Source organism: Vibrio rhodolitus (genome assembly GCF_003350325.1).
In the GTDB taxonomy this organism is placed as follows: Bacteria; Pseudomonadota; Gammaproteobacteria; order Enterobacterales; family Vibrionaceae; genus Vibrio; species Vibrio rhodolitus.
Genome location: NZ_QLYZ01000004.1, coordinates 71,407 through 85,567, shown reverse-complemented (window position 1 = coordinate 85,567; position 14,161 = coordinate 71,407). Strand labels below are relative to the sequence as shown.

Annotated in this window: 8 protein-coding genes and 2 pseudogenes; all 10 read right to left on the bottom strand. The window is 47.3% G+C overall.

What is annotated here, in order from left to right; genetic code table 11:
• Positions 1-31: 31 nt before the first annotated feature.
• Positions 32-1,546 (bottom strand): amidophosphoribosyltransferase, encoded by a 1,515-nt coding sequence (purF, locus tag DPF93_RS05660; protein WP_114765248.1) that lies wholly within the window; start codon positions 1,544-1,546, stop codon positions 32-34.
• Between the two features lie 35 nt (positions 1,547-1,581).
• Positions 1,582-2,073: a CvpA family protein gene (locus tag DPF93_RS05655; RefSeq protein WP_114765247.1), complete on the bottom strand. Its 492-nt coding sequence runs from the start codon at positions 2,071-2,073 to the stop codon at positions 1,582-1,584.
• A gap of 62 nt (positions 2,074-2,135) precedes the next feature.
• Positions 2,136-2,675 carry an SPOR domain-containing protein gene (locus DPF93_RS05650; protein WP_114765246.1) on the bottom strand — a complete coding sequence of 180 codons (540 nt, stop codon included), beginning with the start codon at positions 2,673-2,675 and terminating at the stop codon, positions 2,136-2,138.
• Entirely contained in the window at positions 2,676-3,941 is a 1,266-nt protein-coding gene (folC, locus tag DPF93_RS05645; RefSeq protein WP_114765245.1) for a bifunctional tetrahydrofolate synthase/dihydrofolate synthase, read from the bottom strand. It lies immediately after the preceding gene.
• A gap of 43 nt (positions 3,942-3,984) precedes the next feature.
• Positions 3,985-4,911, bottom strand: a complete 927-nt coding sequence (accD, locus tag DPF93_RS05640) for an acetyl-CoA carboxylase, carboxyltransferase subunit beta (RefSeq protein WP_114765244.1) — start codon at positions 4,909-4,911, stop codon at positions 3,985-3,987.
• Between the two features lie 223 nt (positions 4,912-5,134).
• Positions 5,135-5,929: a tRNA pseudouridine(38-40) synthase TruA gene (truA, locus tag DPF93_RS05635; RefSeq protein ID WP_114765243.1), complete on the bottom strand. Its 795-nt coding sequence runs from the start codon at positions 5,927-5,929 to the stop codon at positions 5,135-5,137.
• 137 nt (positions 5,930-6,066) lie between these two features.
• Positions 6,067-6,693, bottom strand: a pseudogene (locus DPF93_RS21580) (FimV C-terminal domain-containing protein); the annotation flags it as partial.
• A gap of 4,136 nt (positions 6,694-10,829) precedes the next feature.
• A pseudogene (locus DPF93_RS21575) lies at positions 10,830-11,471 on the bottom strand (FimV/HubP family polar landmark protein); the annotation flags it as partial.
• A gap of 196 nt (positions 11,472-11,667) precedes the next feature.
• Complete coding sequence (locus tag DPF93_RS05620; RefSeq protein ID WP_114765240.1) at positions 11,668-12,681, bottom strand: aspartate-semialdehyde dehydrogenase; 1,014 nt, start codon at positions 12,679-12,681, stop codon at positions 11,668-11,670.
• Positions 12,678-13,811 (bottom strand): 4-phosphoerythronate dehydrogenase, encoded by a 1,134-nt coding sequence (locus DPF93_RS05615; RefSeq protein WP_114765239.1) that lies wholly within the window; start codon positions 13,809-13,811, stop codon positions 12,678-12,680. The genes DPF93_RS05620 and DPF93_RS05615 overlap by 4 nt, the downstream gene beginning before the upstream one ends.
• Positions 13,812-14,161: the final 350 nt, after the last annotated feature.

Here is a 14,161-nt window from a genome sequence, read left to right as displayed (position 1 = left end):
GTTTTTTCAATACTCTGCAATTTAGCTGCTTTTACGCACCTTCATTGTACAGCTCTAGGCTAGCTAAATCTTGCTGGATTTCTAGCTGGGTTTTCGCATCATCACTACGCAATGACTCAAGGTACTCAAGGTATTGCTGGGTAATATCACCCGTTACGTATTCGCCGCTAAAGACTGAAGTCTCAAACTTAGTAATGTCAGTATTGCCTGAGCCAACAGCAGCAACCAGATCGTCCAAGGTTTGGAAAATCAGTTCATCAGCACCAATTTGTTTGCAGATTTGCTCGTTGTCACGACCATGAGCAATCAGCTCATTGGCACTTGGCATATCGATACCGTAAACGTTCGGGAAACGAATCTCAGGCGCAGCCGACACCATGTAAACCTTCTTAGCACCGGAATCACGCGCCATCTCAATGATCTGCTCTGATGTAGTACCGCGCACGATTGAGTCGTCCACCAGCAACACATTTTTATCTTTAAATTCCGAACGAATCGCATTGAGCTTACGGCGAACCGATTTCTTACGCTGCTGCTGACCTGGCATAATAAAGGTACGACCAACATAGCGGTTTTTAACAAAGCCTTGGCGGTAAGGAGCATCAATCGCTTGAGCAATTTGCAGCGCGATATCACACGATGTTTCAGGAATTGGGATAACCACATCAATATCAAGATGGCTATACTCATCACGAATACGCTCACCCAATTTCTTGCCCATTTCAACGCGTGCTGCGTAAACTGAAATCTTATCAATAAACGAGTCTGGGCGAGCAAAATAGACATACTCAAACATGCATGGGTTTAGCTCTGGGTTATCGGCACATTGCTGTGTATATAGCTCACCATCAAAAGTCGCATAAACCGCTTCACCTGGTGATACGTCACGAATAAAGTCAAAACCAACCGCATCCAGTGCCACCGACTCAGATGCCACCATATACTCAGTTTTACCCGCAACTTCACGCTTACCTAAGCAAAGCGGACGAATGCCTTTTGGATCGCGAAACGCAATCATGCCATGGCCAATGATCATCGCAACCACCGCGTACGCGCCGCGAATAGTACGGTGCACATTTGTCACTGCACGAAAAACATCTTCTGCGGTCACATTGCCTTTAACAGTATCAATTTCATGCGCAAGCACATTGAGTAGGACTTCGGAATCTGAGGTGGTGTTGAGGTGACGGCGGTCTTTAGCGAAAAGTTTCTCACGAACATCGTTCGCATTAGTGAGGTTGCCGTTATGAGCGAGGGTAATACCGAATGGAGAGTTTACGTAGAAAGGTTGAGCTTCTGAGGCGCTTGAACTGCCTGCGGTCGGGTAACGAACGTGCCCTATGCCAACGTTACCTTGCAGCCTTTGCATGTGCCTTGCTTCAAATACATCCTTAACCAAACCGTTCGCCTTACGCAGACGAAAACGATTGCTTTCTATGGTACAAATACCAGCGGCATCTTGGCCACGGTGCTGCAATACAGTCAAAGCGTCATAAATAGACTGATTAACAGGCGTTGTGCCCACGATTCCAACAATACCACACATGTCCTAACCCTCGATTTGCGACAATGGCTGGCGCGTTACGTCGCGCCAGATAAGAAACTCGATGATGCTTGTAGGTGTTCAAAAAACGGTTCAATGATCAATTTAAAATGAGGGACTAATTGTGAACTTGTCCACCACTCACTTTGATCTAGAGTCGTAAAGGTATCAATAAAAAACAGTACCGCAGCAACAATCAGTACGCCACGCAAACCGCCAAACACAATACCCAATACTCGGTCTGTCCCTGACAAACCCGTTTTTTGGATTAACTGCCCAATCACATAGTTGACCAACGCCCCCACAATCAACGTGGCAACAAAAAGAGCAGCGATGGCCGCGCCATTACGAAACATCTCATCTTCGATTTTGGTGAAGTACACCGCCAAGCGAGTGTAGTACTGACTGGCAACAAAAAAGGCACCAAACCAAATAACCAAAGACAAAGCTTCTTTAGCGAAGCCGCGTATTAAGCTGATCAATGCTGATAAAGCAATCACGCTTAAAATGACAATATCTAACCAATTCATGTGTATTCACATCTTCAGTTGGCGCGCATTTTAACAGAAAAAACGGCGACGCAAACGTTTTCTTAAGGATTTAGTGGTTTAAATTTAAGCAATCGACCTTTTGAACCAGTAATTTTTTCCAGCTCGCTAATCTGACGCTCGAGTTTATTTTTTGATACATCCGGACCAATAATGACTCGTGTAAATCCATTTTCGAGTTTGGTGTGCGCTTGATACCCTCTCTTTTGCAAATCTTTCACTACATTCGCAGCATTGTCAGCATTCTTTAGTGCCATCAGCTGAATGATCCAAGCGCTCTCTTGATATTGGTTACGCTCAGGAACCTCTTTAACCGCAACCACCACCTCGTCTTGCTCAACTTGTGGCGCTGAGTCTTCTACCACGACTTCCACCGGAGATGGTGGCAGAGCAGCGCTGTCGTCTTCTGGCGCCAGCACTTCGAAGGTTTCAACGTCACTATCAAGCTCAGGTTTGATCGGAATACTCGCGATCTCTTCCTTATAGTGTGTTTTCTGTCCATCGAGAATGTCGGGTAGGACAATAACCCCTATCGATACCAAGATAATGGTACCTACGAGACGATTTTGGAACTTACTTGCCATTTACTCTCCTTTTGCCTGCCAGTGTTCAAGTACTTCACCGACAGTATGGAATGAACCGACAACGATAATGACATCTTGTGCCGTTGCTTGTGTCATTGCTGCTTCAAAAGCCTCAACTGGAGAGGTGTACTTCTCCTGACCTTGTGGTAGGTGCTGGCACAACTCGTCAGCAGTTGCAGCGCGTGGACCTGTTAAGGACGCCGGATACCAAGCACTCGCAAGCGGGGCTAATATTTCCAAAGTCGACTTAATATCTTTATCGTGCAGCATAGCCACAACCATGTGAATGCGAGTGTCAGCGTATTGCTGTTTAACCCGTTCAACGAGGTATTGGGCTGAATGAGGGTTATGGGCAACATCAAGCAGCACGGTTGGCTGACGATGAATAATCTGCATACGCCCTGGTAGCGTCGCCTGATTTAAACCATTAACGATGTTGACGTCGCTAATGTCCAAATGCGCGGTGGCAAGTGCCATAAGAGCGGTCGCGGCATTGGGTAGCGGTAAGCTTGGTACTGGCAGCGCTTCAAGTTGGAATGAACCATGGCTCCAGCTCCAAGTGTTACCTTCAGTCAAAGCGTATTGATACTGAATACCCACTTGATAGAGTTCAGCTTGGATATCATCGGCGTGCGCAGCTACGGTTGCTGGTGCGTGTGGTTGTCCACAGATCGCGGGCTTACCACTGCGGAAAATCCCCGCTTTCTCAAAACCGATAACATTAATATCGTCACCAAGCCAATCCACATGGTCAATCGCTAAACTGGTGATCACTGACACATCGTGGTCAACAACATTGGTGGCATCTAAGCGTCCGCCTAAGCCAACTTCCAACAACACCACATCAACCTGTTCAGTTTGGAACAAGCGCAGCGCTGCTAAAGTGCCATATTCAAAAAGGCTTAAGCTGATTTCTCCACGCTGTTTTTCAATAAAGTCGAATGCTTGGGCGTGTTTTTCATCGCTAAGATCTTGTCCATTGATACGGACACGTTCGTTGTAACGAATAAGGTGTGGGGAACTATAGACACCAACCGAGTAGCCAGCATCAAGCAAGATGGCTTCCATCAAGGCACAGGTAGACCCTTTGCCATTAGTGCCGGCAACAGTAATCACTGTGGGTGCAGGTTTAGTAAGATTGGCTTTGGTCGCAACTGCTTGAACACGGTCCAAGCCTAGGTCGATCGCTGAAGTGTGTATATTTGCTAAATAATCAAGCCACATCGCAAGTGGGGATGTGGCTTGAGGAATAGGAGTCTGACTCATCTAACTTTAACCAAAAATTCCGTGGTTGTAGGTTAGTGATACTTTAACCTTTTTCGTTAGCTTCTGGTACAGAATACTCGGCTTCTTGAGGAGAATCGTTAACCGATACCACCAAAGGTGATGCAGAGTTAGTCAACTTAGCCAATAGGCTGCTCACACGCTGACGCATTTCACGTCGATCGACAATCATATCGATAGCACCATGCTCAAGTAAGAACTCACTGCGCTGGAAGCCTTCTGGCAGATCTTCACGCACGGTTTGCTCGATTACACGACGACCAGCAAAACCGATCAATGCTTTAGGCTCACCGATATTGATATCGCCTAGCATCGCAAGACTCGCCGACACACCACCCATAGTTGGGTCAGTCATTACCGAAATAAACGGCAGACCTTTTTGTGATAGTCGCTCAAGCGCTGCACTGGTTTTTGCCATTTGCATTAGTGACATAAGTGCTTCTTGCATACGCGCACCGCCACTTGCTGAGAAACACACTAAACCGCAGTTGTTTTCCATTGCTGCTTCAACTGCTTTAACAAAGCGAGCACCCACAACCGAACCCATTGAGCCACCCATAAATGAGAACTCAAACGCACACGCCACAACAGGGATGCCGATCACTTCACCTTGCATTACAACTAGCGCGTCTTTCTCGCCACTGCTCTTTTGCGCAGCAGAGATGCGGTCTTTGTAACGTTTAGAGTCTTTAAACTTCAGTTTATCTTGCGGCTCTAAATCGTTTGCCAGTTCAACTCGATTGGTGTCGTCTAAAAATGTTTCCAAACGGCGACGCGCTTTCATGCGCATGTGATGGTCACATTTTGGACATACTTCTAGGTTACGCTCTAGTTCAGCGTGGTAAAGCACTTGCTCACACGACGTACATTTAGTCCAAACACCTTCAGGGATAGACGCTTTACGTGAACTTACGATGTTGCTTTTTTCTAAAATCTTTTCAAGCCAACTCATGGAAGACCTTTTCTCTATCAATCTTCCGCGCAATGCGAAAGATATTAAAATCTGAATATATGCGTGAGGATTAAAGCATATAAAATGCCAACTGTAGACAAAAAACTGGTTGTACCTATTTTTGCTACTCTACCCCAATGCGCTGTTTAACAAGCACACTAGGCAAGTCACGATACTCTCACCTAGTGGGTATTACTCTTATTTATGAACTATTTACTATAAATTAGTTCAAATTATCTGGCAAAAATAGCGGCCCGATCGGAACACGTGGCAGATCAAATTCTTGAGGATAATCAACGTCAACCAAGTACAAACCTTCTGCCTTGGCGGTCGCGCCTGCTAATTTACGATCTTTTGCTTCTAACAACCATTTAATCCACTCTGGCTGTTGTTCGCCACGTCCAACACACAGCAAACTGCCAGTAATGTTACGCACCATGTGGTGAACAAACGCATTCGCTTTGATATCAATCACTACATATTGACCATGACGCGTCACATTCAGGTGCATAAGGTTGCGCCAAGGACTATGGGATTGACAGTGCACGGCACGAAAAGAAGTGAAATCATTTTCGCCCAGCAAGTATTGACCTGCTTGGTGCATTTTCGCTTCATCCAGCTCACCATGATAGTGGCTGACACCAGAATGCAAAATGCCCGGTCTTAAAGCGCTGTTAAAGATAATGTATCGGTAACGGCGAGCGGTTGCCGAAAAGCGAGCATGAAACTCATCTGGAACTTCTTTTGCCCAGCGAACAGCCACATCTTTTGGCAAGTTAGCGTTCACTCCCATCATCCAAGCTACCATCTTGCGGTTTGCCGTGGTATCAAAGTGAACAACCTGACCTGTACCATGCACGCCAGCATCAGTGCGACCCGCACACTGCACTTCCACCGGATGATTGGCGACTATGCTTAACGCGCGTTCCAGCTTTTCTTGGACACTTTGAACATCTCTTTGGCGCTGCCAGCCAAAGTATTGAGTACCGTCATATTCAATGCCTAAAGCAATTCTCATCTTGGTCTCTCTTAGAAAATGGGGTCGGAAGTATAGCGAAACTACTATACCCAAGCTACCCCATCGTCACGCAACAACTCGATTAAAAACAAAGGGGCATGAGCCCCTTTGAAAAATGTTCCAACTGTAAGAAGCAATTAAGCGCGACTATTAATGCTATCTATTAAGCGCTTTGCTTCACGACGAATATCATCACTGCCGTCAACAATTGCTTCTTCTAGCAGTCTAACCGCTCCAGTTGAGTCATTCATTTCAATGTAGATTTTCGCCAGATCGAGCTTACCTGCCGCTTCTGAATTAGAATCAACGTCGATATCGCTCATCTCACCAATCACGTCCGGAAAATCCGCCAAGCCAACATCTAATTTCAACTCTTCAGCATCTGGGTCAAACCCTGCTTCTTGCTGCTCGACTTCAGCCATTAGTTCATCAATAGTACGGTACTGATGTTCACGTGGATTAAAGTCTGCAAGATCATCTTGGCTTTCCCAATCTTCATCATGAATATTGGCTTGAGCAGGCTGCTGATCACCCGCCCAGATTTGCATTTCATCTTCAGGAATATCATCAGAAATGCTGGCTTGCTGCTCAGGCGAAAGACTAAAGCCATTCCAGTCTTCACCGCCCATTTCAAGCATTGCTTCCAAATCCATCCCCGCAGAATCACTGACCTCTCGATCAAGTGGTTTGGAAATCGGCGCGTAGTCTTGGTTTGCTTCATCAAGCAGCTCGTTGAGCGTTTGCTCATCATACTGCTGAGTGGCGGCTGTTTGCTGAAGAGGCGCGTTCTCCGGCTCTACATCAGTATCAATGTCGTTAAGCGCTTCGCCGCCAAACAAACCAGCTAGCACATCACTCTCATCCAGTGTACGGTCAAGCACTTCGTCATTAAATGGCGCTAGCTCTTCCGGCTCAGGCAACGACTCACTGATAAGATCTTCAGGTGCTGGCTCTGACGCCGTTAACTCTACCTCATCAAACTCAGAAGACTCAGAAAACTCATTCTGCTCTGCAACCGGCTCTGTTTGTGGCTCTACTGACTCTGGCTCCACCTGCGAAAGTGTGTCTAACTCTGGTGAGAGTTCTTCTTGCTGCACTACTTCACTCGGCTCTGCTTCATCTTGCTCAACTAGCGTCGATGCTTCGTTTGCCTGCAATGCATCAGGGTCACCAGCAGCAAAGTCAGCTAACGCTTGTTCTTCACCGTATTCTGGTAAATCTAGATCATCAAACTCAAACCCGCTGCTCTGCTCAAGCTCCGCTTCTACTTCTTGTAGTTCTTGCGGCTCAGTATCTAGTGACTCGACAAGATCTTCCTGCTCTAAAGCAGTTTCTGCTTGAGGCTCAACAGGCTCTGGTTGCTCCTGTGACAATGTATCAAGTTCTGGCGCAGCAGCTAATTCGTCAGTAACTATTTCATCAGTCACTAATTCTTCGCTATCTAGTGCGTCACTATCAGGCTCACCTGCAGCAAAGTCTGCCAGCGCTTGCTCTTCACCATATTCTGGTAAATCTAAGTCATCAAACTCAAACCCGCTGCTCTGCTCAAGCTCTGCTTCTGGCAGCTCTGGCTGTTCAGTAACCGGCAACTCAGCACGCTGTTCCTGCTCGGTAGCCGTTTCTACTTGCGGCTCAACAGGCTCTGATTGCGGCAATGTATCAAGTTCTGGCGCAGCCGCTAATTCGTCAGTCGCTTTTTCATCAGTAACTAAATCGTCGGTGTCTAGTACGTCACTATCAGGCTCACCCGCAGCAAAGTCTGCCAGCGCTTGCTCTTCGCCATATTCTGGTAAATCTAAGTCATCAAACTCAAACCCGCTGCTCTGCTCAAGCTCTGCTTCTTGCAGCTCTGGCTGTTCAGTAACCGGCAACTCAGCACGCTGTTCCTGCTCGGTAGCCGTTTCTGCTTGCGGCTCAACAGGCTCTGATTGCGGCAATGTATCAAGTTCTGCCGCAGCAGCTAATTCGTCAGTAACTGTTTCATCAGTCACTAATTCTTCGGTATCTAGTGCGTCACTATCAGGCTCACCTGCAGCAAAGTCTGCTAGCGCTTGCTCTTCGCCATATTCTGGTAAATCAAGATCATCGAACTCAAATGCGTTGCTCTGCTCAAGCTCGGCTTCAACGTCTTGCAGCTCTGGCTGTTCAGTGCCGGATAAGTCAGCACTGTCTTCCTGCTCGGTAGCAGGTTCTGCTTGAGGCTCAACAGGCTCTGGTTGCGGCAATGTATCAAGTTCTGGCGTAGCAGCTAATTCGTCAGTAACTGTTTCATCAGTCACTAATTCTTCGGTGTCTAGTACATCACTATCAGGCTCACCCGCGGCAAAGTCTGCCAGTGCCTGCTCTTCGCCATATTCTGGTAAATCTAAGTCATCAAACTCAAACGCATTGTTTTGCTCAAGCTCAGCTTCTGTTTCTTGCGGATCTGGCTGTTCAGAGCCCGGCAACTCAGTACGCTCTTCCTGCTCGGTAGCAGGTTCTGCTTGAGGCTCAATTGACTCTGGCTGAAGTTCTACCGAATCTGATTCGGCGAACGGTTCTAGTTCATCAAACGCAAGTGGGTCTTGCAAAACAAAGTCATCGTCAGAATCAAGCGTAGGCTGCTCGGAAGCCTCAGCTTGCGCTAAATCCTCCGCCATCATTTGATCTAACTCTGTGGCAAGTTGCTGATCATCAATATCTGACTCAAGCTCTGACTCGCCCGCCAGCATGCTAGGCTCGTTTTCCGTCGCTTGTGGTTGCAGCTCGTCTTCTCGCAATTGCTCGTCAACAAGCTCTTCGCCGCGCAACGCTGCAAGCGCACTTTCTACTTCTGAGTCGCCATCCACTAACCAATCTTCATCACTTGGCGAGCCAAACTCGTTGTCTACTGCAGGCAGTCTGGCTCTGGCTCTGGCTCTGGCTCTGGCTCTGGCTCTGGCTCTGGCTCTGGCTCTGGCTCTGGCTCTGGCTCTGGCTCTGGCAAAGAAGCTTGTTCTAGTTCCTGCTCCTCGGCAAGAGCTGGCTGACTTAATTCTTCGCCTAATTGGTCAAAATTAAACTCACCCAGCAACGGATCTTCTTCCGGTGCTACCTCTGCCATATCATCAACAAAGTCGGCACTGGAGAACTCACGCTGTGCTTCTTCTACTGGTTGATTTTGCTCTTGTGTCGCTAGACTATCTTCGCTTACGTGCTCATTGCTTGGCTCTTCTTCGTCAAGCAGCAATTCATCAAGGTCAGCTTCGCCAAGAAGTTGCTCTTCTTGCTCATTGGCTTGCTCTAAAAGGTCAGAATCTGCCTGACTCTTTTCAATCTCAAGTAACTCTTCAAACAGGTCGGTGGCTTCATCGCCAAACTCGGAATTGTCCTCATCGTCGCCATCGCCGCTCAATAACTCATCAAGTAAGTCAGTATTATCAGCATCATACGCAGATGGTTTTTGCGTCTGTTCAAATTCTTGCTCATCCAACAATTCATCCAGCATTGCGGTTGAATCAAGATCTAACTCATCGTCTTCATCTTCAAAATCGAAGCCGCTTTCTTGCAGCGCTTGATCAAACGATGGCTGAGAGGTTGGCAGCTCATCTTCTTGTTCGTCACCCTCAAGCAACTCATCAAGCATCGCCGTCGAGTCTTGAGTTAAACGCTCCAGCGACTCATCATCGCTGTCTTCAAGCCACTCATCCAGCAGAGCAACGTCGCCATCATCTGAACTTAAGTCAAAGTCATCTTGGTTTGAATCAAGTAGCTCATCGAGCATTTGTGGTTGCTCAATATTTGATGGCGCATGCTCAGCTGCAGGATCATAGAGCTCATCAAACAATGCTGATGTCTCATCTTCCAACTGCGCTAATGACTCACTCTCGCTCGCTTGCTTATCCAATTCATCGAGATTTGACTGAGCTTCAACTTGTGCAAACAGTGCATCAATCTCGTCATCAGAAGCGATGCTGAGTGAATCAAGTGATTGAGTATCTTGCTCGTCCAAATCAAATTCATCATTTGATTCCGCAAGCAAGTTGTCAAAATCAAGCGTTGACTCCTCATCCTCTGCCGCACTTTCTGTCAGCAGTTCATCAAGCATAGCTTGATCAAGTGAAGAGTCGGAGTCTGCATCATCACCGGCCAAAGCAGAGCTAAATAGATCATCGAGCTCAGCTTGGCTAACGCCGCTATCAGAGAGGTCAAAGTCGCTCTCTCCGCCCTGATCTTCAATGATCACGTCATCTAGAGCGCGCTCCATCTCTTCAAGACCCAGCGCCTTCTCATCCGCTCCTACACTAATACCGTTGCTACTAATGCCAGGCGAGCTTAATGACTCATCAAGTACGCCATCTTCACCAATCGCGGCAAATGGATCGTCGCCGGTTTCATCTTCTAAGTTAAACTCTAGATCGCCATCATCGAGCCCTGCAAAAACATCCGCTTCGGCATTTTCACCTTTCTCGCCCTCGAGATCATCTGAGAACAGCAATTCATCATCGCTCGACTCACCAAATAGGTCATCATCGAGGTCAAGCTCATCCTCAACTTCTTCGTCCAAGGTCTCCGGCATAATTGGCGCAACAGGTGTTGGACCATTGCTAGCTTGACTTAGCTCTGGTGAAGCTTGTTCGCTTTCCGCTCGCTTGCGACCCAGCAGCATCATCACCAATAAGCCAATCAGCAGACCTGGTACAACGGCAAGCCCCGCCACCATCCAACCATTTGACAAGATTTTGTCTAACGTGCTTGGCGCATTACGCTGTTCGTCAGCAAGGCGTTGACGCTCAGCTTCTAGCAAGCGCTCGACTTCACTGCGAATACGGTTTTCATCGCCTAATTCTTGCTTAAGACCATCGACCTCTGTTTGCACTTCAGCCAACATTAAACGCAAACGATGATTCTTTTCTTCTAGCGCGGTAAGTTCTGACTCCGAACTTTGCAATTGCTGCTCTAGGTTAGTGACCTCGGCAGGCTTAACCACAGGTGTTGTGCTCGGTTTCGTACTTGGTTTTGCAATAGGCAGGCTTGGTTTAGCAGCAGCTTGCGACTCAACGCTGGTTTTTTCTGGCGTTGATCGTGGTGTTTGATTTGCTTGTGGAGCCGACGGTTTGGTGCTCGCAGGACGGACTTCTGTAGGGGCAACGCCACTATTTAAGCGCGCCTGATGAAGGTCCATAATTCGCACCGCTTCCTCGTTTGAGACACTGCTAACTTGGGCTAAAGAGGGAACGCGCAGTGTGCTACCGGGGATAAGAGTATGAATATTTTGATTTTCAAACGCTTGCGGGTTGAGCTGATAGATCGACAACAAGGTTTGCTGCACCGAAACTTGGTTCGATGGACGTAATCGAGACGCAACAGACCAGAGTGTCTCTTGTCCTGTGGTTGGTCCGTAAAAGCGCGACGGCTCGTTCGCGGCAGAAGTTCGGCGCGTAATTTGTTCAGAAAATTGCGGTGAAGATTGAATCTCACCATTCGGCCCGGTGAGGCGAATACTCTCTGCACTTACAATGGTAGTCTGAGTCACGGCTACCAAAGCAATTGGCATTAGTAGACGTTGAAGAAGTCGACGCATAGAAGGCTCAGCTCGGTGCTCATAGTAAATTAAATCGGTGATCTGCTAAATATATCGGATAATGCGGGCAAAACTATAGCCATAGAGCCCAAAAATGTGTGGCTAGCTTAATAATCGCATTAATCTCACACATTTTTTTCAATATTGACTAAAAAAGCCCCGCTTGTGCGGGGCTTGATAGACATCATCAATCAGCTTAGTAGTAATCGCGAATCAACACTTCCGCAATCTGCACAGCGTTGGTTGCTGCACCTTTACGTACGTTGTCTGCAACCACCCAAAGGTTGATGCCGCTATGGTGGCTAATATCATTGCGGATACGACCAATCATGACGTGATCTTTACCACCTGCGTCACGCACTTGTGTTGGGAAGTCTTCACCATGGAACACTTCAACACCATCGGTGTTTTCAAGCAGTTGAATAACTTCTTGAGCATCAATTGGTGCGCGAGTTTCAACGTGTACCGCTTCCGCGTGACCATAGAACACAGGAACTCGTACACAAGTCGGGTTAACTGTAATTGAAGGATCGTTGAAGATTTTCTGCGTTTCCCACACCATCTTCATCTCTTCTTTGGTGTAGCCGTTTTCCATCATCTGATCGATTTGCGGAATACAGTTAAACGCGATTTGTTGCGAGAACTGTTCATTCTCGGCAGGAATACCATTCAGCAGCTTAGCGGTTTGACCAGCAAGCTCATCGATACCACCTTTACCCGCACCAGATACTGACTGGTAAGTTGATACGTTAATACGCTCAATGCCTACTGCATCATGAATCGGCTTTAGTGCCACCAGCATCTGAATGGTTGAGCAGTTCGGGTTGGCAATAATATTGCGGTTGCGAAACTCTGCAATTGCTTCAGGGTTAACTTCAGGAACCACAAGAGGAACATCGTAGTCATAGCGGAAGTGCGAGGTATTATCGATAACAATAACACCTTCTTCAGCCGCGATAGGTGCCCATTTCGCCGATAGCTCACCACCTGCTGAAAACAGTGCGATATGTGCTTGTGACCAATCAAACTCATCCACGTTTTGCACGCGAATTGTTTTGCCGTTAAAGCGGTAAGTTTTGCCTTCACTGCGCTCACTTGCTAGCAGAAATAGCTCGCCTACTGGGAATTTGCGCTCTTGCAGTACTTCAAGAATTGTTTCACCGACAGCACCCGTCGCACCTAGTACGGCCACATTATATTGTTGGCTCATTCACTTACCTCAATTTGAAAACCTAATTTCGCTAGTGGCGCTAAGTTACACTCTTGGTCACCAACTAACGTGACTGCGCCATATTCGCGGCGATCCCAGTAATCCTTGCGCATTTTGTCAAACGCACCCGGTTTTGCGATCTCACGGCGGAACAGCGCATCGTCTTTACGCACATCATAGATGATCTGAGTCAGATTGTGCAGCGTTGCTTCATCCCACGCATATTGCAGCTTCGCGGTTGGGACAGGAGCAATTGGCAATAACGCCGCAGCAGAAGCCGTTTTCGCCTCACCTAGAAACTCACAATAGCTGTTAAAAATCATTGTAGTGCCGCGTGCTTTACCCTCAAGGCCATAGCCTGCAACATGCGGGGTCGCGAATGCTAGCAGAGGTAGAAGCTCCATATCAACTTCTGGTTCAAACTCAAACACGTCTAATGCCGCACTAAAACCATCTTGCTTTTGCAAACGCGCTTTAAGTGCTTGGTTATCAACCACAGGACCACGTGCCGCATTAATTAGAATTTGATCACCGCGCAGTGAGTTAAGTACTTGCTCATCAATCATATGGTGCGTTGGGTAATCGCCTTGACGGGTGATCGGCGTGTGCAAGGAAATGATGTCAGCTTGTGCCAATAGCGTTTCCAGCGGTGTAAATTCACGCGCATCACCTTCTGCTTGCTTAATCGGGTCATTAATTAGCACCTTAATGCCAATGCCTTCAAGGCAGTGTTGTAAGTAGCTACCCACCTGACCTGCGCCAACAATGCCGACAGTTTTATCAAACACAGAAAAGCCTTGCTGCTGCGCCAGTACCATCATCACACTGAAAACATACTCCGCTACACCAACTTTGTTGCAACCCGGCGCTGCAGTGAAAAAGATGCCGCGCTCACGCATCAACTCTTGATCCACGTGATCCATCCCAGCAGTCGCGGTGCCAACAAACTTAAGCTTTTTCGCTTTGGCGATTAAGTCAGCGTTTACTTTGGTCACAGAACGGATCATTAGCGCGTCCACATCCACTAAATCATCAGCGGTTAGGGTACGACCAGGCTTTAAAATCACTTCGCCAAGTTGCTCAAACAACTCTTTGGCGTAAGGCATATTTTCATCAATTAGAATTTTCATTTCACTTGGTATTCTTATTACGGTTTGACTAGATTGTGCAGAATTCATTAAACAGTGTCGAGTGCTGCGTCATGCTTATTATGAATGGTTTTAGCACAGCATTCAGATACCCACTTCGCAAACTGTTTGGCGAAATGCACTGCGTTTGCTTGCTTTTTGTACAAACACACTAACTTTAATGAATTCCCAAACCGCAGATAATAAAAAACCGGCCTCAAATGAGGCCGGTAAGGTCCAGAACAAAAGGATTTGACCCGCTCTCCATGGGCCAAATTTTGCGTCTGTTCGACCATTGCCTAGCGGCGTTGGTCAAGCTCTGGAAACTGGGTTATCAGCGAAAAATTGCTCGC